At 35.0% G+C, this 22,540-nt stretch carries 34 protein-coding genes; 29 read left to right on the top strand and 5 right to left on the bottom strand.

What is annotated here, in order from left to right:
• Nucleotides 1–7 precede the first annotated feature (7 nt).
• Together BMX53_RS00255 and BMX53_RS00250 are read right to left on the bottom strand one after the other, a co-directional pair.
• Nucleotides 8–397: a hypothetical protein gene (locus BMX53_RS00255; RefSeq protein WP_123766473.1), complete on the bottom strand. Its 390-nt coding sequence runs from the start codon at nt 395–397 to the stop codon at nt 8–10.
• A gap of 3 nt (nt 398–400) precedes the next feature.
• Complete coding sequence (locus BMX53_RS00250) at nt 401–856, bottom strand: DUF4190 domain-containing protein (protein ID WP_038988292.1); 456 nt, start codon at nt 854–856, stop codon at nt 401–403.
• 213 nt (nt 857–1,069) lie between these two features.
• Here BMX53_RS00250 and BMX53_RS00245 point away from each other — a divergent pair, with 213 nt between their 5' ends.
• The 4 genes from BMX53_RS00245 (at nt 1,070) to BMX53_RS00230 (ending at nt 5,744) form a co-directional block, all read left to right on the top strand.
• On the top strand, nt 1,070–2,431 hold the full coding sequence (locus BMX53_RS00245; protein ID WP_038988291.1) for a UDP-N-acetylmuramate--L-alanine ligase: 1,362 nt from the start codon (nt 1,070–1,072) through the stop codon (nt 2,429–2,431).
• A 466-nt stretch (nt 2,432–2,897) separates the two neighbouring features.
• Entirely contained in the window at nt 2,898–3,590 is a 693-nt protein-coding gene (gene radC, locus BMX53_RS00240) for a RadC family protein (RefSeq protein WP_038988290.1), read from the top strand.
• 396 nt (nt 3,591–3,986) lie between these two features.
• Nucleotides 3,987–4,838 carry a hypothetical protein gene (locus BMX53_RS00235; RefSeq protein WP_143061396.1) on the top strand — a complete coding sequence of 284 codons (852 nt, stop codon included), beginning with the start codon at nt 3,987–3,989 and terminating at the stop codon, nt 4,836–4,838.
• 207 nt (nt 4,839–5,045) lie between these two features.
• Nucleotides 5,046–5,744, top strand: a complete 699-nt coding sequence (locus tag BMX53_RS00230; protein ID WP_074744009.1) for a YjjG family noncanonical pyrimidine nucleotidase — start codon at nt 5,046–5,048, stop codon at nt 5,742–5,744.
• A gap of 16 nt (nt 5,745–5,760) precedes the next feature.
• On the opposite strand, the gene BMX53_RS00225 is transcribed toward BMX53_RS00230, so the two are convergent.
• Complete coding sequence (locus BMX53_RS00225; protein WP_074744007.1) at nt 5,761–7,038, bottom strand: replication-associated recombination protein A; 1,278 nt, start codon at nt 7,036–7,038, stop codon at nt 5,761–5,763.
• Nucleotides 7,039–7,218: 180 nt separating this feature from the next.
• Here BMX53_RS00225 and BMX53_RS00220 point away from each other — a divergent pair, with 180 nt between their 5' ends.
• Nucleotides 7,219–7,980, top strand: a complete 762-nt coding sequence (locus tag BMX53_RS00220) for a rhomboid family intramembrane serine protease (protein ID WP_074744005.1) — start codon at nt 7,219–7,221, stop codon at nt 7,978–7,980.
• Between the two features lie 13 nt (nt 7,981–7,993).
• Here BMX53_RS00220 and BMX53_RS00215 read toward each other — a convergent pair whose 3' ends face one another.
• Both BMX53_RS00215 and rlmB read right to left on the bottom strand, forming a co-directional pair.
• Nucleotides 7,994–9,043: a hypothetical protein gene (locus tag BMX53_RS00215; protein ID WP_038988285.1), complete on the bottom strand. Its 1,050-nt coding sequence runs from the start codon at nt 9,041–9,043 to the stop codon at nt 7,994–7,996.
• Nucleotides 9,044–9,048: 5 nt separating this feature from the next.
• Nucleotides 9,049–9,783 carry a 23S rRNA (guanosine(2251)-2'-O)-methyltransferase RlmB gene (gene rlmB, locus BMX53_RS00210; RefSeq protein ID WP_038988284.1) on the bottom strand — a complete coding sequence of 245 codons (735 nt, stop codon included), beginning with the start codon at nt 9,781–9,783 and terminating at the stop codon, nt 9,049–9,051.
• Nucleotides 9,784–10,266: 483 nt separating this feature from the next.
• Here rlmB and rpsL point away from each other — a divergent pair, with 483 nt between their 5' ends.
• From rpsL to rplO, 24 genes are all read left to right on the top strand, one after another.
• Nucleotides 10,267–10,647, top strand: a complete 381-nt coding sequence (gene rpsL, locus BMX53_RS00205) for a 30S ribosomal protein S12 (protein WP_002987523.1) — start codon at nt 10,267–10,269, stop codon at nt 10,645–10,647.
• A 25-nt stretch (nt 10,648–10,672) separates the two neighbouring features.
• A complete protein-coding gene (rpsG, locus tag BMX53_RS00200; protein ID WP_006259499.1) occupies nt 10,673–11,149 on the top strand; it encodes a 30S ribosomal protein S7 in 477 nt (158 codons plus the stop codon).
• 21 nt (nt 11,150–11,170) lie between these two features.
• On the top strand, nt 11,171–13,306 hold the full coding sequence (fusA, locus tag BMX53_RS00195) for an elongation factor G (protein ID WP_038988283.1): 2,136 nt from the start codon (nt 11,171–11,173) through the stop codon (nt 13,304–13,306).
• A gap of 12 nt (nt 13,307–13,318) precedes the next feature.
• Nucleotides 13,319–13,624, top strand: a complete 306-nt coding sequence (gene rpsJ / locus BMX53_RS00190) for a 30S ribosomal protein S10 (protein ID WP_006259497.1) — start codon at nt 13,319–13,321, stop codon at nt 13,622–13,624.
• A 110-nt stretch (nt 13,625–13,734) separates the two neighbouring features.
• On the top strand, nt 13,735–14,352 hold the full coding sequence (gene rplC / locus BMX53_RS00185; RefSeq protein ID WP_038988282.1) for a 50S ribosomal protein L3: 618 nt from the start codon (nt 13,735–13,737) through the stop codon (nt 14,350–14,352).
• Nucleotides 14,352–14,981, top strand: a complete 630-nt coding sequence (gene rplD / locus BMX53_RS00180; protein WP_038988281.1) for a 50S ribosomal protein L4 — start codon at nt 14,352–14,354, stop codon at nt 14,979–14,981. The genes rplC and rplD overlap by 1 nt, the downstream gene beginning before the upstream one ends.
• Nucleotides 14,982–14,988: 7 nt before the next feature.
• On the top strand, nt 14,989–15,279 hold the full coding sequence (rplW, locus tag BMX53_RS00175) for a 50S ribosomal protein L23 (RefSeq protein ID WP_038988280.1): 291 nt from the start codon (nt 14,989–14,991) through the stop codon (nt 15,277–15,279).
• 6 nt (nt 15,280–15,285) lie between these two features.
• The gene (gene rplB, locus BMX53_RS00170; protein WP_074744003.1) at nt 15,286–16,110 is read left to right on the top strand and encodes a 50S ribosomal protein L2; all 825 of its coding nucleotides are present in this window, start codon (nt 15,286–15,288) and stop codon (nt 16,108–16,110) included.
• A gap of 11 nt (nt 16,111–16,121) precedes the next feature.
• Nucleotides 16,122–16,400, top strand: a complete 279-nt coding sequence (gene rpsS, locus BMX53_RS00165) for a 30S ribosomal protein S19 (protein WP_006259492.1) — start codon at nt 16,122–16,124, stop codon at nt 16,398–16,400.
• A gap of 9 nt (nt 16,401–16,409) precedes the next feature.
• Complete coding sequence (gene rplV / locus BMX53_RS00160) at nt 16,410–16,820, top strand: 50S ribosomal protein L22 (RefSeq protein ID WP_038988278.1); 411 nt, start codon at nt 16,410–16,412, stop codon at nt 16,818–16,820.
• A gap of 8 nt (nt 16,821–16,828) precedes the next feature.
• Nucleotides 16,829–17,551 carry a 30S ribosomal protein S3 gene (gene rpsC, locus BMX53_RS00155; protein WP_038988277.1) on the top strand — a complete coding sequence of 241 codons (723 nt, stop codon included), beginning with the start codon at nt 16,829–16,831 and terminating at the stop codon, nt 17,549–17,551.
• An 18-nt stretch (nt 17,552–17,569) separates the two neighbouring features.
• A complete protein-coding gene (gene rplP, locus BMX53_RS00150) occupies nt 17,570–17,989 on the top strand; it encodes a 50S ribosomal protein L16 (RefSeq protein WP_006259489.1) in 420 nt (139 codons plus the stop codon).
• A 13-nt stretch (nt 17,990–18,002) separates the two neighbouring features.
• Nucleotides 18,003–18,194 (top strand): 50S ribosomal protein L29, encoded by a 192-nt coding sequence (rpmC, locus tag BMX53_RS00145; RefSeq protein WP_038988276.1) that lies wholly within the window; start codon nt 18,003–18,005, stop codon nt 18,192–18,194.
• Nucleotides 18,195–18,211: 17 nt separating this feature from the next.
• Entirely contained in the window at nt 18,212–18,469 is a 258-nt protein-coding gene (rpsQ, locus tag BMX53_RS00140; RefSeq protein ID WP_006259487.1) for a 30S ribosomal protein S17, read from the top strand.
• A gap of 2 nt (nt 18,470–18,471) precedes the next feature.
• Nucleotides 18,472–18,840: a 50S ribosomal protein L14 gene (rplN, locus tag BMX53_RS00135; RefSeq protein ID WP_006259486.1), complete on the top strand. Its 369-nt coding sequence runs from the start codon at nt 18,472–18,474 to the stop codon at nt 18,838–18,840.
• Between the two features lie 12 nt (nt 18,841–18,852).
• Complete coding sequence (gene rplX / locus BMX53_RS00130) at nt 18,853–19,170, top strand: 50S ribosomal protein L24 (protein WP_038988275.1); 318 nt, start codon at nt 18,853–18,855, stop codon at nt 19,168–19,170.
• A 2-nt stretch (nt 19,171–19,172) separates the two neighbouring features.
• Nucleotides 19,173–19,724, top strand: coding sequence for a 50S ribosomal protein L5 (rplE, locus tag BMX53_RS00125; RefSeq protein WP_038988274.1), 552 nt, complete (start codon nt 19,173–19,175; stop codon nt 19,722–19,724).
• A 2-nt stretch (nt 19,725–19,726) separates the two neighbouring features.
• The gene (rpsN, locus tag BMX53_RS00120; protein ID WP_038988273.1) at nt 19,727–19,996 is read left to right on the top strand and encodes a 30S ribosomal protein S14; all 270 of its coding nucleotides are present in this window, start codon (nt 19,727–19,729) and stop codon (nt 19,994–19,996) included.
• Between the two features lie 21 nt (nt 19,997–20,017).
• On the top strand, nt 20,018–20,416 hold the full coding sequence (rpsH, locus tag BMX53_RS00115) for a 30S ribosomal protein S8 (RefSeq protein WP_038988272.1): 399 nt from the start codon (nt 20,018–20,020) through the stop codon (nt 20,414–20,416).
• Nucleotides 20,417–20,433: 17 nt separating this feature from the next.
• On the top strand, nt 20,434–20,976 hold the full coding sequence (rplF, locus tag BMX53_RS00110; protein ID WP_038988271.1) for a 50S ribosomal protein L6: 543 nt from the start codon (nt 20,434–20,436) through the stop codon (nt 20,974–20,976).
• 11 nt (nt 20,977–20,987) lie between these two features.
• The gene (gene rplR, locus BMX53_RS00105; RefSeq protein WP_038988270.1) at nt 20,988–21,338 is read left to right on the top strand and encodes a 50S ribosomal protein L18; all 351 of its coding nucleotides are present in this window, start codon (nt 20,988–20,990) and stop codon (nt 21,336–21,338) included.
• 6 nt (nt 21,339–21,344) lie between these two features.
• Nucleotides 21,345–21,869 carry a 30S ribosomal protein S5 gene (gene rpsE, locus BMX53_RS00100; RefSeq protein WP_006259479.1) on the top strand — a complete coding sequence of 175 codons (525 nt, stop codon included), beginning with the start codon at nt 21,345–21,347 and terminating at the stop codon, nt 21,867–21,869.
• Nucleotides 21,870–21,881: 12 nt separating this feature from the next.
• Nucleotides 21,882–22,064: a 50S ribosomal protein L30 gene (gene rpmD / locus BMX53_RS00095; RefSeq protein ID WP_038988269.1), complete on the top strand. Its 183-nt coding sequence runs from the start codon at nt 21,882–21,884 to the stop codon at nt 22,062–22,064.
• 11 nt (nt 22,065–22,075) lie between these two features.
• Nucleotides 22,076–22,528: a 50S ribosomal protein L15 gene (gene rplO, locus BMX53_RS00090; protein ID WP_038988268.1), complete on the top strand. Its 453-nt coding sequence runs from the start codon at nt 22,076–22,078 to the stop codon at nt 22,526–22,528.
• Nucleotides 22,529–22,540: the final 12 nt, after the last annotated feature.

The raw sequence follows: 22,540 nt of genomic DNA, 5'->3' as shown, positions 1-22,540 counted from the left end.
TTTTATACTAATAGATAAGTACTAAAGGTGTAAATACTATTAAGAAGAATATCCCTATACTGATACAATCTATAGTAATGAATGTTATCGTGGTCCAGCGGTGTGGCAAGAGACATATAAGTATGCGACTAAGCCAACTATATAGAAAGAAAGAGAATATTCCTAAACTATAAGGATTGATAAGTTTAGGAGTTGTGACTCCGTAGTGTAAGATAGAGATAAAGTCTCTAGTCAATCCTCGACTTTTACACATATACGCTGGTAAGCCTTCACAGGCTGAAGTAATCTTGACACTATCTGTACCTATATCATTTAGAAAATATAAATACAAGAACATTAGCGTTAGCAGTACTCCAAAGCAAGCGTTAATAATAAAATAAGGGGATTTGCTCTTCACGTTTTATTCACCAGTTTTTACTTCTCCTTGATCAGATTCTTCTGTGAATATCTCTACGTTCTCACCATTAGATTCTTCTTCTTCATAATAATAAGGTTCTTCTAGTGAATCATTGATACCATATCTATCTTGATTTATTCTAATATCATTTTGAATTTGACTACCAATACCTCCTAATAGAGATCCCCAGAATAGACCTATCATTAGGGCAACTCCACCTATAGCTAGCCCTGCGATAGCTAATCCTTTAGGCTCTCTAGTTCTCTTCGCTTGGACTAATACTATGATTGATGAAATAATAGGAATTAGTGCAATGAATATTGCAAAGTATCCAAAACATGGAATGAAAGAGACCACTAGTGCAACGATGGCAAATACTAGTGAAATGATACCTAATACAGACGTTGGTTGTGGCTGTGGATATTGTGGTTGTTGAGGAGGGTAATTATAGTTTTCCATATATTTTTTGTTGTAAAGATATTGATAATATTTTAACATTTCAACGGTCTATATTCTCTAAATGTGTAGATGTTAGAATGCTGGAGTGGTTGATAGTATTATATTAATGCTAGATCTAGATTTAAGATATTTAGGTCAGAATAAGGACAGAATATAATAATGTCGTATTTTTACCTATCAATTAAGATTACTAAAAGTCAAAAGAAATATAGGATGCGTATACATTTTATCGCAATAGGAGGAAGTGCAATGCACAATTTGGCATTAGCCTTACATGCTAAAGGAGATATAGTAACAGGTAGTGATGATACTATCTTCGAACCATCTAAGTCAAGATTAGCTGCTAAAGGATTATTACCAAAAGAAGAAGGATGGTATCCAGAGAAGATTACTTCAGATATCGATGTAGTTATTTTAGGAATGCATGCTAAAGGGGATAACCCAGAACTTATTAAGGCTAAAGAGTTAGGATTGACGATATACTCATATCCTGAGTTTATCTATGAGCACTCTAAAAATAAAACGCGTGTAGTGATAGGAGGTTCTCATGGTAAGACTACGATTACGTCCATGATATTACATGTAATGCATTACCACAATGTAGAAGTAGATTATCTAGTAGGAGCACAGTTAGAAGGGTTTGATCGTATGGTTAATTTAACTTCTGATAATGAGTTCATGTTGATAGAAGGAGATGAGTATTTATCTTCAGCTTTAGACCTTAGACCTAAGTTTCATATCTACCAACCAAACATTGCTTTATTAAGTGGTATTGCGTGGGATCATATCAATGTATTCCCAACTTTTGACAACTACGTTGACCAGTTCAAAATCTTTATTGATAAGATTGTTAACGGTGGTATTTTAGTATATAACGAGGAAGATCCTATTGTGGCTAAGCTAGCTGAAGAGACTAATAATCCTATTAGAAGATTGCCATATAATACGCCATCTTATACAATAGAGAATGAACAGACATTCTTAGATACTAATGATGGCCCTATGCCATTAGAGGTATTCGGTAAGCATAATTTAAGTAATATCAATGGTGCGAAGTGGATCTGTCAGAATATGGGAATAGATGAAGAGGATTTCTATGAGGCTATTGCATCATTTAAAGGTGCCTCTAAACGTCTAGAGAAGTTAGTAGAGACAGATAGTACTGTTATCTATAAAGATTTCGCTCACTCACCTAGTAAAGTAAAAGCTACTACTGAAGCTGTAAAAGCACAGTATCCAAGTAAAAAAGTTATAGCTTGTCTAGAGTTACACACTTATAGTAGTCTTAACTCTGCGTTCTTATCTCAGTATGAAGGCGCATTAGATAAGGCAGATGAAGCTGTAGTGTTCTATTCATTAGACGCATTAAAGATTAAGAATATGCCTGAGATCTCTCAAGAGCAAATGCAATCGGCGTTTAAGCGCGAAGGATTAGCGACTTATACCAATGCAGCTGACTTTAAAAATTACTTAGAACAACTTGATTTGACTAATTCAGTATTGTTATTTATGAGTTCAGGTAATTATGGAGGATTAGATATGCAGGCATTTAGCGATAATGTAGCGAGTAAGTAAGCTTAAAAGAAGAGTAAGAGATTACTATTATATAGAAGGTCATTAGTTACGATAGTAGCTAATGACCTTTTTTGGTTAATTACATACTGGAGAAGTGTACTCTAGTTAAACTTTCATCTATTTTCTAATGTTTTTTGGTTTAGGTAAGCATGGTTTATTCGCTTTTTGACCTAGTGGTATTTTTGTGTTTATATCTAATTCGAGATAGGGTGTTAGTATAATGCTAGTATAGTGTAAGTATAGTGCAAGTACCAAAACACCGTAATATTGTACTTAGACTATACTTTGATTATAGGATGAGTATACTAATATATGAACGAGAGTGCTGTAGTATATAGGACAAAAGGTGAATAGTAATATTGAGTAAAGGTTTGCTTTGATAAGTGATATGAATTTTACAATACCTTTATATTAGAAGTTGGTGGTAGGCTTACTTTTTGATTTGATAAGTCTTAAACTATTGACTATGGAGAACCAAAAAATTACTATCAAACAATGGGCTGAAGATGATAGACCTCGTGAGAAGTTAATGCTAAAAGGGAAAACAGTATTGAGTGATGCTGAGCTATTAGCTATCTTAATAGGATCAGGTCATAAAGATGAATCTGCTGTGGATTTGTGTAAACGAATTTTAGCTACATATGATCATAACTTAAGCATGTTAGCTAGACAGAGTATTACTAAACTAACTGCTTTTAAAGGTATAGGTGAAGCTAAGGCTATCACTATTATTGCGGCTTTAGAGATAGGTCAGAGAAGAAGGTTGAGTGAGCGCGTAGAAGAACCGCAGATAACATCTAGTAGTGATGCGTTCGAACTGATTAATCCCTTGATAGGAGATCTAGATCACGAGGAGTTTTGGGTGTTGTATCTGAATAACTCTAATAAGGTGAAGTATAAAGCGCCGTTGAGTAAGGGTGGAATGACAGGTACTGTGGTAGATGTGCGGGTATTGTTTCAGACTGCATTAGAGCAGAAGGCAGTAGGAATTATCCTCGCGCATAACCATCCAAGTGGTAAGTTAAAGCCAAGTGATGCTGATATACAAATAACAAAGAAGATTAAAGAAGCAGGAAAAGTAATGGATATACAGCTCTTAGATCACTTGATTATTACAGAGTATAGCTATTATAGTTTTGCAGATGAAGGGATTTTATGAAATAATAATAAAGTTTAAAAATTTTTTATCATAATTAATTAGTATAGTATTCTTTGGTTAGTTTAAATAAACAAATATTTATAATAAATTAAGTAAATTTAGTGGTGTTTTTGATTTGATTTATTATATTTATGGTGTTTTTAAGATAAAGTAGGATTTATAAAAAATACAATCTTTATTGTGTGAAGAAAGTGCTTTTAATATCAGTAGGAATCATTTTATTTCTGTGACATATTTTTTATTTTATTGATTTTAGAGATTTCTAAAAATGACTAGTAAAGAATGGTTATTTCTTTCTTCAAGCTAGTGTTCATATAGAAAAACAAAGAATGTTTAACTAATCAAAGGAATATAGGATTAAGTAATATTTATTTTTTTGATGCAAATAATAAATTTATGAATCTAAAAAAAAGTTGTTTAATAGTTCTTCTGACCATGGGCGTGTTTACCTCTGGAAAGATGTATAGTCAGGTATCTGTAGGGGATCCATCTCCTCCACTTAAAGGGGCTCTTTTAGATATAAAACAAGGGCCTTCTGATGCGAATAATACTAATAGTACCAAAGGAGTTTTATTTCCTAGAGTATTTATAGCAGATAAAACTAAGTTAGGTATAGATGCGGATACTAAAGCGTTGGAGTATGCAGGTGCTCAAGTGTATAATACCAATGATGCTCTTGGTAAAGGTATGTATACATGGGATGGAGAAAAATGGATGAAGTATGTAACTTCTGTTACTACCAAAAAAACTCAAGATACGGAAATGGTAGCTTTTAGAACGACAGGCAAAACTGATATTTATGCTGTCAGTAAAAGTGCTGATATAGAGTTACTTGCTCTTAGAGTTCCTAGCTGGACTGCAACTTTAGATGGGAATCTGTATATTTCGGCTGTTCTTTATGCCAAATTAGCTGCTAATGCTAACGCTAGTAATAAGGCTACAGATTTAGGAAATACTTTTTTTAAAATTATTTTAACAGGAAGTGATAATAGTAAAGAAACATTTCTAGCAGCATGTACGCCTATTAATGCACAAGCAAGTGCAAATGGTTATTATGCAAGAAACAATCCAGCAGTAGCTATGTCACAAGGAGCAGCTTCAGTAAAAAAAGGAGTTACTTATTCAATCAAAGTTTATGCTACGGAGGGCTGGGCTGAAAATGGTACGATAACTGCTGGAACTTATGATTGGAGTCCTTTTTTTGCATATTCTACGCTAAAAGCAGATTTTATATCGGTTCCATATTAAAATATTATAGTTAGTTAGGGAAGTCTTTTTTTGATGATTCTCTGAAGAATTTAAAATAAGTAAGACCAGTCTAGTTCTTTTTAATATAGAATTAGGTTGGTTTTTTTGTTATACCATTATTTTAAGTTGTAAATAGTGTTTTTATTTTATGAGAAGTTTTAGTTCTAAAATAAGTACTTTTGTACCTCAATCAAAAGATATTAAAAAATGGGAGTAAAAAGCTTAACTAGTAAGACAGATATCTTCTTTGATTTAGACCATACATTATGGGACTTTGAGAAGAATTCTGCTTTAGCTTTTAATGATGTGATAGAAGAATTAAAATTACCGTTTAGTACAGAGGCATTCTTAAGTCATTATGTAGCGATAAACAATGAATATTGGGATAAGTATAGCCTTAATCAAGTAAGTAAAGAAGAACTTAGAATAGGAAGAATCAGAGATACATTCGCTAAACTTGATTATCTGTCTACGACAGAAGAGATGTTATTGTTAGGAGATAATTACCTTAAGGCAATGCCTAATCATAACTACTTATTTGATGGAGCTATAGAGGTATTAGATTATTTACAGGATAAGTATAAACTTCATATTATCACGAATGGATTTAATGAGGTGCAAGGTAAGAAGCTAGAACGATCAGGAATAGCAGGATACTTTAAGACCGTGACTAACTCTGAGATGGCAGGTGTAAGTAAACCTAATCCAGAGATATTTAATTATGCATTAGATAAGGCACAAGTGAAAGTAGATCAATCAGTGATGATAGGAGATAACTTTTTGGCGGATATAGAGGGAGCTCTAGGAGTAGGTATGGATGCTATCTACTACAGTCAGTCTAAAGAGAAGGTGATACCACAGATCTATCACGTACAAAAATTAATAGAATTAAAAGACCTGCTATAAGCAGGTCTTCGTGTATCTAGTAGTTATATTTAAAGTGCCATCTGTTGCGTAAGAATTCTCTTGTCCCGTTCTCTCTATTATTAGTACCTGGTTCATATAATACAGTCCCTTCTAATTCATCAGGCAAAAACTGTTGTTCTACAAAGTTATTAGGATAGTCATGAGAGTATAGATACTCTTGGCCATAGCCTAGCTCTTTCATCAGTTTAGTAGGTGCATTCCTAAGGTGTATAGGTACTGAGAGATCACCTGTTTGTTTTACGAGTTGCTGTGCATTACCTATGGCTAGGTAAGTAGAGTTACTCTTGGGAGAAGTGGCTAAGTAAATAGCACACTGGCTTAGTAATATTCTACTCTCAGGATATCCGATAACAGATACCGCCTGAAAGGTATTGTTAGCCATAATAAGAGCAGTAGGATTAGCATTGCCTATATCTTCAGAAGCGGATATTAATAACCTACGAGCAATAAACTTGACATCTTCACCACCCTCTATCATTCTCGCTAACCAGTATACTGCACCATTAGGATCGCTACCTCTAATAGATTTGATAAAAGCAGAGACGATATCATAATGTTGTTCTCCTGTCTTATCATAGAGTACAGTGTTTTTCTGTACGATTTGCATAACTCTATCATTAGTGATTTCTATATGGTCATCATTAGTAGAGTTGACGATAAGTTCAAAAGTATTTAAAAGCTTACGTCCATCACCCCCAGATATTCTGAATAAAGCTTCTGTTTCGGTAAGTGTTATATTCTTTTTCTTTAAGAAGAGGTCTTTAGCTATAGCACGTTCTAGTAGGTGCTGTAGGTCATCTTTCGTAAAGGCGTTAAGTGTGTAAACTTGACATCTAGATAATAGAGCGGGAATAACCTCAAAGCTTGGGTTCTCTGTAGTCGCACCTATAAGGGTTACCCAACCGCGTTCTACAGCAGCTAATAGTGAGTCCTGTTGAGACTTGCTAAAACGGTGTATCTCATCTATAAACAAGATGGGATTACGTGCAGTGAATAGACCACTGTTATTTTTAGCTTTGTCTATAACTTCTCGGATGTCTTTTACCCCTGAGTTGATAGCACTCAATACATAGAATGGTCGCTCACTCTCTTTAGCTATGATTTCGGCAAGTGTAGTTTTACCAGTGCCTGGAGGTCCCCAAAAGATTAAAGAAGGTATAAAACCTACTTTTAACTGATTGGTTAAAATTCCATTTTCTCCTACTAAGTGTTCTTGACTTACATAGTCACTTAAGGTCTGTGGGCGTACTCGTTCTGCTAAAGGTGCTTCCATTTTACTTATTAAATGTCTATCTACAAAAATACAATCTCTTTTTTAGAATATGATACTTTTCTATTTGTTCTATTAAATATGATAAATTCTGTCGCATTATCTATATGCTAAAATGATGTGAAGAGAAATACGACTTATTTTAAAATGACTTATATTTAGCTTAACGAAAGGAAGATAATTATGAGTAAAGAAAAATTACCTCCTTTATCTATTAATCTATTATTTCTACCTCTGTTCTTTATTGTATTGATCTGGGGTGTGTATTGGTTAGATTGGAATAACTTCTATGAGTTGCGTGAGTATGGAGTATTGCCTCGTACCATATCAGGACTGAGAGGGATAGTGTTTAGTCCATTTATACATGGTGGTATCAAGCATCTTTATAATAACTCGATAGCCTTATTTGTCTTATTGTTAATGCTGCAATTCTTCTATAAGAAGCAGACATTGTCTGTATTATTATGGGGGATTATATTATCAGGATTCGGAACTTGGTTAATCGGTAGAGAGAGTTATCACATAGGAGCGAGTGGGTTGATTTATGTATTGGTAAGCTTTATGTTCTTTAAGGGGATGCTTACTCAGTATTATAGATTGATGGCTTTATCCTTTTTGATAGTGATCTTATATGGAGGATTGGTGTGGTATATGTTTCCTGATGTAGAAGAGGGGATATCATGGGAAGGGCATCTGAGTGGATTTTTGACAGGAATGTTATTGAGTGTTTTTATCTCGAATCCTGAGCATATTGAAAAAGGGTATAAGTATGAATGGCAAGATCCTAACTTTGATGCGCAGTCAGATCCGTTCATGAAGTGTTTTGATGAGAATGGTAACTTTATTATTATTCCAAAGGAGAAGGTCCTTAAGTATAGTGACCCATATAGAAGTAGTCTACCAGTAGTACTATTAGAAGGTATTGATAGATATTGGATAAAATAAAAGAAGCGTCTTATTAAAAGACGCTTCTGTAGTTTTTGATTGTAAAGTCAATGGCTGTTTCTAATACTTCACCCATATTATCACAGTACTTAAATGCTTTCTCATGTACGTAATCATATAAATCAGTTTTTAGTTGATTGACATGCTCTTGAGGAGCAACTGTGTCGTGCTTCATTACATTGAGTAAATCTTCTAGACGTTCTTTATTGCTTAGAACTCTCCTTACTAGTACAGAACGTATTTCTTTTCGATACTGTTCTATAGAGGTGTCTTTAAACTTTTCTATTACTAACCTTACGATAACGTTATTCTCCTTAAAGAATTGAGGTAAGTAGAATTTTAGATTACCTTCATAACACTGTTGGTCAAAGTCTATAGGGCGTATTCTGTATACTACGTGATCAAAGTCATGTGTAGGAATGATCACATAATTATAAGAACGCATATCGCCTAATAGTCCGATAAGACAACGCTCATTAAACTTTACATATTCTTTTGCTATTTGGGATTTCTCTAGTTCGCTGCATTGAGCTAAATGCTCTTTTATAAATACATCGCCAGGTATTCCCATGATGTGTTCTTCTATTAATGTATCTTTATGTACGATGTAGTTCATCGTATAAGGAGATAACATTTCTTCTAGCTCTAGTCCATAGATACGAGAAGCATCTGCTTTCTTTATATAGAAGTTGGTATAGATATCATTTAGCTTATTTCTTACTTTAACTCGGAACGGTTGTGAGTTACCGAATGAACAGAAGTCTATAGAATCTACAGTTAAGTGTTGTAAGGTATTGACATCTCCATCAGAGTGAAGAAGTGTATATATCTTAGTTAAGCTTGACTCTATTTCTGCATATTCATGTTCAGGATAGTATACCCTTAACCACAAGGTATCGTTGCCGAACTTATCTTCAACACTAATATAACCACTAAAGCGAAGCAAGTCCTCATAAAGTATACTCGTCTTAGTAGTGCGTTTATACTTATCAAGGTACCTTACTAAATCATCCGAAACAGGATAACATGGCTTTTTTTGTTGTCTCTTAGTGTCTTTTTGCATAGTTATTATCTTCTTTGACGAATAGCTTCGTATAAGAATGCTCCACAAGCTACTGACACGTTAAGTGAGTCAATTACGCTAAACATAGGTAGCTTTGCTTTTTCGTCTATGATTTTTAATACTGATGGATTGATACCTTTATCTTCGCTACCCATAATGATAGCTAGAGGTACGTTAAGTTCTACATCGTAGATTTCTTTTTCAGCTTTCTCAGTAGCACCCAGTGTTACTACACCTGATCCTTGTAGATAAAAGACTGCATCTTTAATATGGTCTACTTTACAAATAGGAATATTAAATACTGCCCCTGCAGAAGTCTTTACTGTATCTCCATTTACTGGAGCTGCTCCATTCTTAGATACTATGATACCATCAGCACCACAACATACAGCTGTACGTATGATAGCACCAAAGTTACGAGCGTCAGATATCTGATCAAGGATAACAAAAAGAGGTTTCTCTTTTTTCTCTAAAACACCTTCAACTAATTCTTCTAATGATGAAAAAGAAATAGGAGAGATGTTAGCAATAGCCCCTTGGTGGTTTTTGTTTGTTAGCTTGTTTAGTTTTTCGATAGGTACATAAGAGAAGTTAACATTGTTCTTCTTTAAGCTCTTTAATAAAGAACTCATTAATTCACCAGAAGCTTCTTTCTGTATGAATACCTTATCTATATCTTTTCCTGCTTCGATGGCTTCGATTATAGCTCGAATACCAAAAATTTGATTATCCTGTTCCATGGTGCAAAGTTAGTTATAATATTTTTCTAAAAAACGCGCAAAGATAGATTTAAAGGAGATTGGTTTTGAGCGTGTTTAGAAAAAATTAGCTTTTATATATTAGTTGAATAAAAAATATAATCTGTTCTATAATAGTATGATAGAGGTATGTTGGAATAGTATTTGCTGGTAAATTAAATGAGAATTAGCTTTATTGTATTACTTCAGACACGTGTATAGGGTGACATTGTTACCCTAATGTAGACTATTATGAATAATTTTAAACAGAGGTATTGTCAAAAATAGAGAGTGAAAATTGTTGATAAGTTTTTAATAACTATCGTATCAAGAGAAAAAAGTAGGTCAAAGAGCAATTGTTGATAAAAAAAATTAATTATGTTGAAAATTAATGCTTTGAGGTTTGAATAAATAAAAAATAGTTATACATTTGCAACCCCGTATATAGTGCGGAATAATATATTGTAGAAATTATTAATAAACATTATGCCAACAATTCAACAATTAGTAAGAACAGGGAGAACCCAATTGACTAAGAAGAGTAAATCGGTTGCTTTGGATTCTTGTCCTCAAAGAAGAGGAGTTTGTACGCGTGTTTATACTACAACACCTAAAAAACCAAACTCTGCAATGCGTAAAGTTGCAAGGGTACGTTTAACAAATGGTAATGAAGTAAACGCATACATCCCAGGAGAAGGACACAATTTACAAGAGCACTCGATAGTATTAGTTAGAGGTGGAAGGGTAAAAGATTTGCCAGGTGTTAGATACCACATCGTACGTGGTGCTTTGGATACTGCCGGAGTAAACGGTAGAACTCAAAGAAGATCTAAATACGGAGCAAAACGTCCTAAAGACAAAAAATAATCGTTTAAACGTTTAAGAAGAAGACATGAGAAAAAGACAGGCGAAAAAGAGACCTCTTTTACCAGATCCAAAATTTAATGATCAATTAGTTACGCGTTTTGTAAACAACTTAATGTGGGACGGTAAGAAATCAACAGCTTTTAAAGTATTTTATGATGCTTTAGAAATCGTTGAGGAGAAAAAACAAGATGAAGAAAAATCTTCATTAGAAATTTGGAAAGATGCATTAACTAACGTTATGCCACACGTAGAAGTTCGTTCTCGTCGTGTAGGTGGAGCTACATTCCAAATCCCAATGCAAATTCGTCCAGATAGAAAAATTTCTATGGCGATGAAATGGATGATTTTGTATGCGAGAAAAAGAAATGAGAAATCTATGGCTGGAAAATTAGCGTCTGAAATCTTAGCTGCTGCTAAAGAAGAAGGAGCTGCTGTTAAAAAGAGAATGGATACTCATAAGATGGCTGAAGCTAATAAAGCATTCTCTCACTTTAGATTTTAATCCATACAGAAACTATATACAATGGCAAGAGATTTAAAATATACAAGAAACATTGGTATCGCTGCACACATCGATGCTGGTAAGACAACAACTACTGAACGTATTTTGTTCTATACAGGTAAAAACCACAAAATGGGAGAAACTCACGAAGGATCTTCTACAATGGACTGGATGGAGCAAGAGGCTGAAAGAGGTATTACTATTACATCAGCAGCTACTACATGTACTTGGAGTTTCCCAACTAACCAAGGAGCGAAGTTACCTGAATCTATGGAGTACCACTTCAATATTATTGATACTCCTGGACACGTTGACTTTACTGTAGAGGTAAACCGTTCTTTACGTGTATTAGATGGATTAGTATTCTTATTTAGTGCTGTTGATGGTGTTGAGCCTCAATCAGAGACTAACTGGAGATTAGCTGATAACTATAAAGTTCCTCGTATGGGATTTGTTAACAAGATGGACCGTCAAGGATCTAACTTCTTAGCAGTATGTCAGCAAGTTAAAGATATGTTGAAATCTAACGCTGTGCCAATCGTTTTACCTATTGGTGATGAGGCTGATTTCAAAGGTATCGTTGACTTAGTTAAAAACCGTGCAATCGTATGGCATGATGAAAATCATGGTTCTACTTTTGACGTTGTAGAAATCCCTGCAGATATGTTGGCTGAAGTAAAACAATACAGAGGTCAATTAATCGAAGAGATTGCTGCTTATGATGAAAATCTTCTTGAGAAATATATGGAAGATGAGAACTCAATCACTGAGGATGAAATTCACGTTGCTTTACGTGCTGCTACTCTTGATATGAGCATCATCCCTATGACTTGTGGGTCTTCATTCAAAAATAAAGGTGTTCAGTTCATGTTAGATGCTGTTTGTCGTTACCTACCTTCTCCAATGGATAAGGAAGCTATCGAAGGAACTAATCCTGATACTGAAGAACCAATTGTACGTAAGCCATCAGTTACTGAGCCATTCGCTGCATTAGCATTTAAAATCGCTACTGACCCATTCGTAGGTCGTTTAGCATTCTTTAGAGCTTATTCAGGACACTTAGATGCTGGTTCTTATGTATTGAATACTCGTTCTGGAAATAAAGAGCGTATTTCTCGTATCTACCAAATGCACGCTAACAAACAAAACCCAGTTGAATATATTGAAGCTGGAGATATTGGAGCTGCTGTAGGATTTAAAGATATCAAAACTGGAGATACTTTATGTGATGAGAAAAATCCTATCGTATTAGAAAGTATGGTATTCCCTGATCCAGTTATCGGTATCGCTATTGAACCAAAAACAAAAGCGGATATGGATAAAATGGGTACTGCTTTAGCTAAATTAGCTGAAGAGGATCCAACTTTTACAGTTAAAACTGACCAAGCGTCTGGACAAACTGTAATCTCTGGTATGGGTGAGTTACACTTAGACGTACTTATCGATCGTATGAGACGTGAGTTTAAAGTTGAAGTTAACCAAGGTGAGCCTCAAGTTGAGTACAAAGAAACTCTTACACGCGATGCACAACACAGAGAAGCTTATAAAAAGCAATCTGGTGGACGTGGTAAGTTTGCTGATATCGTATTCAAAATGGGACCTGCTGATGAAGTTGATGGAAAACCATTCGTTGGATTACAATTCGTAAACGAAGTAAAAGGTGGTAACGTTCCTAAAGAATATATCCCTTCTGTAGAGAAAGGATTTAGAGAGGCGATGAAACAAGGACCTTTAGCTGGATTCGAAATGGACTCAATGAAAGTAACTTTAATTGATGGTTCTTACCACGCGGTTGACTCGGATGCATTATCTTTCGAATTAGCTGCTAAAATGGGTTACAAAGCTGCTGCTAAAGCTGCTGGTGCTGTAATTCTTGAGCCTATCATGAAGTTAGAAGTATTGACTCCTGAAGAAAACATGGGTGATATCGTTGGGGATTTGAACCGTCGTCGTGGACAAATCAACAGTATGGATGACAGAAATGGAGCTAAAGTTGTTAAAGCATCTGTTCCATTATCAGAAATGTTCGGATATGTTACTACATTAAGAACATTATCATCTGGTAGAGCAACTTCTACAATGGAGTTCTCTCACTACTCTGAAACACCATCAAACATTTCAGAGGCAGTAATCACTAAAGCAAAAGGTAACGCTTAATTTTAGAGTAAAATGAGTCAAAAAATCAGAATAAAATTAAAATCTTACGATCATATGTTGGTTGATAAATCAGCAGAGAAAATCGTAAAAACTGTAAAAAGTACAGGAGCAGTAGTAACTGGACCAATTCCATTACCTACTCATAAAAAAATCTTTACTGTTCTTCGTTCTCCTCACGTGAACAAGAAAGCTAGAGAGCAGTTTGAATTAAGTTCATACAAAAGATTGTTAGATATCTATTCTTCATCTTCTAAAACTATTGATGCTCTAATGAAATTAGAGTTACCTAGTGGAGTTGAAGTAGAGATCAAAGTGTGATAATTACACTCTAACGAGAAAATATCTATAACTAAGTATTAGGGTGTTTAACTCTAATACTTAGTCCTTTTAGAAAAATAAAAGAATTTTATAATTAATAATTAATATTTATGTCTGGGTTAATTGGTAAAAAAATCGGCATGACAAGTATTTTCGACGAAAATGGAAAAAACATTCCATGTACAGTAATCGAATTAGGTCCAAATGTCGTTACCCAAGTCAGAACCATTGAGGTTGACGGGTATGAAGCGTTACAACTAGGTTTCGATGACAAGACAGAGAAACACGCTACTAAAGCTGAGTTAGGTCACTTTAAAAAAGCTGGAACATCTGCTAAAAGAAAAGTCGTTGAAATTAAAGATTTCGCTGGAGAGTATAAATTAGGTGATGTTATCACTGCTGATTTATTCGCTGAAGGTGAATTCGTAGATGTACAGGGTGTATCTAAAGGAAAAGGATTCCAAGGTGTTGTAAAACGTCATGGTTTTGGTGGAGTTGGTCAGGTTACTCACGGTCAAAAGAACCGTTTAAGAGCACCAGGATCTGTAGGAGCTTCTTCTTACCCATCAAGAGTATTCAAAGGAATGCGCATGGCAGGAAGAATGGGAGGAGTTAATGTAACAGTACAAAACCTTAGAGTTTTAAAAGTAGTAGCTGATAAAAATCTACTTGTGGTTAAGGGAGCAATTCCAGGACACAAAAACTCTTATGTAATCGTTCAGAAGTAATGGAAGTAAAAGTTTTAGATATCACAGGAAAAGATACTGGTAGAAAAGTTGAACTTTTAGATTCAGTATTCGGTATAGAACCAAACAATCACGCAGTATATCTTGATGTTAAACAATATTTAGCAAATCAAAGACAAGGTACTCATAAAGCTAAAGAAAGAGCTGAGATATCTGGAAGTACTCGTAAGATTAAAAAACAAAAGGGAACTGGTACTGCAAGAGCAGGAAGTATTAAATCTCCAGTTTTCCGTGGAGGAGGTAGAGTTTTCGGTCCAAGACCAAGAAGCTACTCTTTCAAATTAAACAAAAGTTTAAAACGTTTAGCGAGAAAATCTGCTTTCTCTATCAAAGTGAAAGAATCAAATTTAATCGTTGTTGAAAACTTTAATTTTGAGGCTCCAAGTACTAAAGCATTCATTAAAGTATTGAATGGATTAGGGTTGGAAAATAAAAAATCTCTATTTGTGTTTGGTGAATCAAATAAAAACGTATATTTGTCATCACGCAATTTAGGGAAGGCTGCTGTTGTAACTAACTCTGAATTAAGTACTTACAGTATTTTAAATGCTGGAAGTTTAGTGTTAACTGAGGGTTCAGTAGCGGGAATTGTAGAAAATTTAAGTAAATAATAGGAACATGAGTGTTTTAATTAAGCCTATAATTACAGAAAAAATAACTAAAGACGGCGAAACTTTTGGCCGTTTTGGGTTTGTTGTTGATAGAAAAGCGAACAAAATTGAAATTAAAAAAGCAGTTGAGGCTGCTTATGGAGTTTCAGTTGTGAACGTGAATACTATGAACTATGCTGCGAAGCGTTCTGTTAAATACACAAAAAGTGGTATGATCAACGCTAAAACTAATGCTTACAAGAAAGCAATAGTTGAATTGAAAGAAGGAGATAATATAGACTTTTATTCAAATATCTAATAAATAATGTCAGTTAGAAAATTAAAACCTATTACCCCAGGTCAGCGTTTTAGAGTTGTGAATAGTTTTGACGCTATTACAACTGATAAGCCGGAGCGTAGTTTACTAGCACCGAAAAAAAAATCTGGAGGTAGAAATAGTCAAGGAAAAATGACCATGCGCTACATGGGTGGTGGTCATAAACAAAGATACCGTTTAGTTGATTTTAAAAGAGCTAAAGCGGGTATCCCAGCTACTGTTAAAACAATTGAGTATGATCCAAATAGATCTGCGTTCATTTCTTTGATCGCTTATGCTGATGGAGCTAAATCATACATCATTGCTCAAAGCGGTATGAAAGTTGGACAAACTGTAGTTTCAGGACCTGAAGCAGCACCAGAAGTTGGTAATGCAATGCCTTTAAGCAAAATTCCTTTAGGAACTGTTATATCTTGTATCGAATTACGTCCTGGACAAGGAGCTGTTATCGCTCGTTCAGCAGGTACTTTCGCTCAGTTAGTTGCTAGAGATGGTAAATATGCTACTATTAAAATGCCTTCTGGAGAGATCCGTTTGATTTTATTAGAATGTATGGCTACTATCGGAGCAGTATCTAACCACGATCACCAATTAATCGTTTCAGGTAAAGCTGGTAGATCTAGATGGTTAGGTAGAAGACCTAGAACTAGACCAGTAGCAATGAACCCAGTAGATCACCCAATGGGAGGTGGAGAAGGTCGTTCGTCAGGAGGACACCCACGTTCTAGAAACGGGATGCCTGCTAAAGGGTACAGAACTCGTTCTAAAGTTAAGTCGAGTAATAAGTATATCGTTGAACGTAGAAAGAAATAAAAGATTAAGACATGGCACGTTCGTTAAAAAAAGGACCTTATGTTCACTATAAATTAGAGAAGAAAGTTCAAGTAAACGTAGAAAGTGGAAAAAATGGAGTTATCAAGACTTGGTCTAGAGCTTCAATGATTACACCTGATTTCGTTGGACAAACTATCGCAGTACATAATGGTCGTCAGTTTGTTCCTGTTTATGTAACAGAGAACATGGTAGGACATAAATTAGGAGAGTTTTCACCAACAAGATCTTTTAGAGGTCACGCTGGTGCAAAGAATAAAGGTAAAAAATAATAAGAAGCTATGGGAGTTCGTAAAAGAGAAAGAGCTGAGCAAATTAAAGAAGCTAACAAGCAAGTTGCTTTCGCAAAGCTAAACAATTGCCCTACTTCTCCTAGAAAAATGCGCTTAGTAGCGGATTTAGTAAGAGGTCAGAAAGTAGAAAAAGCTCTAAATATATTAAAATTCAGTTCAAAAGAAGCTTCTCGTAATTTAGAGAAATTACTTTTGTCTGCAATTGCTAACTGGCAAGCGAAAAACAGCGACGCAAATATTGAAGAAGCTGGTTTAATCGTTAAAGAGATCAGAGTTGATGGAGGAATGATGTTGAAAAGACTTCGTCCTGCACCTCAAGGAAGAGCACACAGAATCAGAAAACGTTCTAACCACGTAACAATCGTGTTAGGATCTAATAATAACACACAAAGCAATTAATAAGCAGTATGGGACAAAAGACTAATCCAATCGGGAATCGCCTTGGTATTATCAGAGGATGGGACTCAAACTGGTATGGTGGAAATGACTACGGTGATAAAATCGCTGAAGATCACAAGATCAGAAAGTATATCCATGCTCGTTTATCAAAAGCTAGTGTATCTAAAGTAATCATCGAGAGAACTTTAAAACTTGTAACCGTTACTATCACTACTGCTAGACCTGGTATCATTATCGGAAAAGGTGGACAAGAGGTAGACAAGTTAAAAGAGGAATTGAAAAAGATTACTGATAAGGAAGTTCAAATCAATATCTTTGAAATCAAACGTCCTGAATTAGATGGATACTTAGTGGCTGCTAGTATCGCTCGTCAAATCGAAAGCAGAATTTCTTACCGTAGAGCTATCCGTATGGCTATGGCTGCTGCAATGAGAATGAATGCAGAAGGAATCAAAGTTATGATTTCTGGTCGTTTAAACGGTGCTGAAATGGCACGTTCTGAGACTTTCAAAGAAGGAAGAATTCCGTTATCAACTTTCAGAGCTGACATCGATTATGCACTTGCTGAAGCTCACACTACTTACGGTAGAATGGGGATCAAAGTGTGGATCATGAAAGGTGAAGTTTACGGTAAGAGAGATCTTTCTCCGTTAGCTGGTATGGATAAAAAACAATCTAAATCAGCAGGATCTGCTCCAAAAGGTAAATCTAACCCACGCAAAAGAAAGTAATTTTTAAACTGAAGAAAAATGTTACAGCCTAAAAGAACAAAATACCGTAAGGTACAGAAAGGTAAAATGAAAGGGATTTCTCAAAGAGGGCATGAACTTTCAAATGGTATGTTTGGAATCAAATCTATGGACTCTGCATTTATCACTTCACGTCAAATCGAGGCTGCGCGTATCGCAGCTACTCGTTTCATGAAACGTGAAGGGCAGTTATGGATTAAAATTTTCCCAGACAAACCTATCACTAAGAAACCTCTAGAAGTACGTATGGGTAAAGGAAAAGGTGCAGTAGAATACTGGGTTGCTGTGGTAAAACCAGGAAAGATTATGTTCGAAGTTGGTGGAGTGCCAATTTCAGTAGCAAAAGAAGCTTTACGCTTAGCTGCTCAAAAACTTCCTGTAAAAACTAAATTTGTAATTGCTAGAGATTTCGAAGCATAATAAAATTTTTATCATGAAACAATCTGAAATAGTAAATCTATCTGTAGCTGAATTACAAGAGCAACTAGTACAGTTGACGAACACATATAATAACCTGAGATCAGCTCATGCAATTTCTCCAATCGAGAATCCATTACAATTAAAAGTTGTAAGAAGAAGTATTGCAAGAGTGAATACAGAGTTAAGTAAAAGAGAGTTACAATAATTGTATTCTGCCGAAAGATGGAAAATAGAAAATTAAGAAAAGAAAGAATAGGTGTTGTTACTAGCAACAAAATGGAGAAATCTATTGTTGTGTCTGAAGTAAAGAGAGTAAAACACCCATTATATGGTAAGTTCGTGTTGAAAACGAAAAAATACGTTGCACACGACGAAACAAATGATTGCAACATTGGTGATACTGTAAAGATTATGGAGACACGTCCATTATCTAAATCAAAATGTTGGAGATTAGTTGAAATCATTGAAAGAGCGAAATAATTATGGTACAACAAGAATCTAGACTTAAAGTAGCAGATAACACAGGTGCAAAAGAAGTTTTGACTATCCGTGTTTTAGGAGGAACGAAACGTCGTTATGCCTCTGTAGGTGATAAAATTGTAGTTTCAATTAAAGAAGCAACTCCAAACGGAAGCGTGAAAAAAGGTAGCGTTTCAACTGCAGTTGTAGTTCGTACTAAAAAAGAAGTGAGAAGAGCTGACGGATCTTACATCAGATTTGACGATAACGCATGTGTATTGTTAAATGCTGCTGGAGAGATGAAAGGAACTCGTGTTTTTGGTCCGGTTGCAAGAGAGCTTCGTGAAAAACAATTCATGAAAATTGTATCATTAGCACCAGAGGTGTTATAATTCGTTCTAAACATGATTAAGCTAAAGATAAAAACAGGAGATACTGTACGCGTTATCGCTGGGGACCACAAAGGGACTGAAGGTAAAGTAGTACGTGTATTACGTGAGAAAAACAAAGCTATTGTTGAAGGGGTGAATATCATTTCAAAACACGTGAAGCCAAGTGCTTCTAACCCTCAAGGTGGAATTGTTAAAAAAGAGGCTCCAATCCAAATCTCAAACTTAGCGATCGTAGATCCTAAGACAGGAGAAACTACTAAAGTAGCTATCCAAAAAGGAGAGAACGGAAAAAATGTAAGAGTTTCTAAAAAATCAAAACAAGTATTATAGTTATGGCTTATATACCAAGACTTAAAGAAGAATATAAAAGCAGAGTTATCTCTGCTCTTACTGAAGAATTCGGTTATAAAAACGTAATGCAAGTTCCAAAACTTGAAAAAATCGTTGTTAGCCGTGGAGTTGGTGCTGCTGTTTCTGATAAAAAATTAGTTGATTACGCTGTTGAGGAATTAACTAAGATTACAGGTCAAAAAGCAGTTGCTACAATCTCTAAGAAAGACGTTGCTACTTTTAAATTAAGAAAAGGAATGCCAATTGGTGCAAAAGTAACGTTACGCGGAGAGAAAATGTATGAATTTTTAGATCGTTTAGTAACTTCAGCTTTACCACGTGTAAGAGACTTTTCAGGTATTAAATCTGATGGTTTTGACGGAAGAGGAAATTATAACTTAGGTGTTACTGAGCAAATCATTTTCCCTGAAATCAATATCGATAAAGTTAACAAAATCGCTGGTTTTGATATCACTTTCGTTACATCTGCTGAAACAGATAAAGAAGCGAAATCTTTACTTGCTGAATTAGGATTACCTTTTAAAAAGAATTAAGTATGGCTAAAGAATCAATGAAAGCCCGTGAGGTTAAAAGACAAGCATTAGTTGACAAATATGCTGCTAAGAGATCAGCTCTTTTAGAAGCTGGTGATTATGAAGGATTACAAAAGTTACCTAAAAATGCTTCTCCAGTTCGTTTACACAACAGATGTAAATTAACAGGAAGACCTAGAGGGTATATGCGTCAATTCGGTATTTCTCGTGTTACTTTCCGTGAAATGGCAAATAATGGATTGATACCTGGAGTAAAAAAGGCAAGTTGGTAATTAAGATTTAAAGGTAAAAACATGTATACAGATCCAATAGCAGATTTCCTTACAAGAATTAGAAACGCTGTGAGAGCTAACCATAAAGTGGTAGAAATTCCAGCTTCGAACTTCAAAAAAGAAATCACGAAAATATTATTCGATCAAGGATATATCTTAAGCTATAAATTTGATGATAGTTCAGTTCAAGGAACAATCAAAATAGCTTTGAAATATGATAAAGACACAAAAGAGTCTGTAATTAGAGATATCCAAAGAATTAGTAAACCAGGTTTGCGTAAATACGCTTCTGCAGCAGATCTTCCTAGAATCCTTAACGGATTAGGAATCGCTATCGTGTCAACATCTAAAGGGTTGATGACAGGTAAACAAGCGAAACAATTGAATGTTGGTGGAGAAGTTGTTTGTTACGTATACTAATTTAAAAAGACTAAGAGATGTCAAGAATAGGTAAAAGTCCAATAGCAATCCCTGCAGGTGTAACGGTTGACGTTAAAGAAGGAGAGATTGTTGTAAAAGGTAAATTAGGAGAGCTTTCTCAAAAATTTGATACAGTTAGTATTAAAGTTGAAGAAGACCAAGTTATTGTTGAGCGTTCTTCTGATGATAAGATTGAAAGAGCTAAACACGGTTTATACCGTAGTTTAATCAACAATATGGTTAAAGGAGTTTCAGAAGGATTTACTATCAGTTTGGAATTGGTTGGGGTAGGATACCGTGCTGCTAACCAAGGACAAAAGTTAGATTTAGCTTTAGGTTTCTCTCATAATATCGTAATGGATATTGCAAAAGAAGTAACAGTGGAAACTATATCTGAAAAAGGTAAAAATCCAATTATCAAGTTAACTTCATATGACAAACAATTAGTTGGTCAAGTAGCAGCAAAAATCCGTTCATTCCGTAAACCAGAACCTTACAAAGGAAAAGGTATCAAGTTTGTGGGTGAAGAGTTAAGAAGAAAAGCAGGTAAATCAGCTTAAAAATTAAGACTATGTCATTAACAAAATCTGAAAGAAGACAACGTATTAAATTCAGAATTAGAAAGATTGTTAGCGGTACTGCTGCTAAACCAAGACTTTCTGTATTCAGAAGTAATAAAGAAATCTATGCGCAAATCATAGATGACGTGAATGGAGTAACTCTAGCTGCAGCATCTTCAAGAGAAGCTGGTGTAACAAGAGGAACCAATATTGAAACTGCTGCATCGGTTGGGAAACTAATTGCAGAGAAAGCTTTGAAAGCTGGTGTAGAAACTGTATCTTTCGATAGAGGAGGTTATTTATACCACGGTCGTGTTAAATCATTAGCTGAAGGCGCTAGAGAAGCTGGATTAAAATTCTAAATAGTTATGTATCAAAATTATAAAAACGTAGAATTTGTAAAACCAACTGGTCTTGATCTTAAAGATCGTTTGGTTAGTGTAAACCGTGTTACTAAAGTTACTAAAGGGGGAAGAGCTTTTGGATTCTCTGCTGTAGTAGTTGTAGGTGACGAGAACGGTGTAGTGGGTCATGGTTTGGGTAAATCAAAAGACGTTTCTGAAGCAATCGCTAAAGCAGTAGAGGATGCAAAGAAAAACTTAGTTAGAGTTCCTTTAAATGGTCATACTATTCCTCACGAACAAAAAGGAAAATTCAGTGGAGCTAGAGTATTATTGATGCCTGCATCTTTGGGTACTGGAGTAATTGCTGGAGGTTCTGTGAGATCGGTTGTAGAGTCTGTAGGGATTAAAGATTTATTATCTAAATCTCAAGGATCTTCAAATCCTCACAACGTGGTGAAGGCTACTTTTGACGCTTTATTACGTTTAAGAAGTGCTTCTACAGTTGCAAAACAAAGAGGAATTTCTTTAGAAAAAGTATTTAAAGGTTAATTTGAGAGAATTATGTCAAAAATTAAAGTAAAACAAGTAAGAAGCCAAATCAATTGTCCTCTTTCACAAAAGAGAACATTAGAGGCTTTAGGACTTCGTAAGATTGGTCAAGTTGTAGAACATGAAGCAACTTCTGCAATCTTAGGAATGGTAAGTAAAGTTCAACACTTAGTTTCTGTAGAAGAGGCTAAATAATATTGTAGAGTATGAATTTAAGTAATTTACAACCAGCAAAAGGTTCAGTACACAACCAAAACAAACGTGTTGGTCGTGGTGAAGGGTCTGGTAAAGGAGGAACTTCTACAAAAGGACATAAAGGTGCTAAATCACGTTCAGGATATTCAAGAAAAATCGGATTTGAAGGAGGGCAAATGCCACTTCAAAGACGTGTTCCTAAATTTGGTTTTAAAAATATCAATAGAGTAGAATATGACGTAATCAACTTAGAAAAATTACAATCTTTAGTTGATAGCGGAGTAGTGAAAGATACTGTTGATTTTGCTCTTTTAGTTGAGTTAGGATTAACTTCTAAAAATAGTTTAGTTAAGGTTTTAGGGCGTGGAGAGATAAAAGCAAAATTAAAAGTTTCTGCACACAAGTTTTCAACATCTGCTAAAGAGGCAATCGAAGCAGCTGGTGGAGAAATTGTAACGTTATAAAATCTTAATAAA

The organism is Myroides marinus, from assembly GCF_900109075.1.
Lineage (GTDB): Bacteria > Bacteroidota > Bacteroidia > Flavobacteriales > Flavobacteriaceae > Flavobacterium > Flavobacterium marinum_A.
Note: the sequence above shows the minus strand (reverse complement) of the source record. Positions and strands in the feature narration are given on the sequence as shown.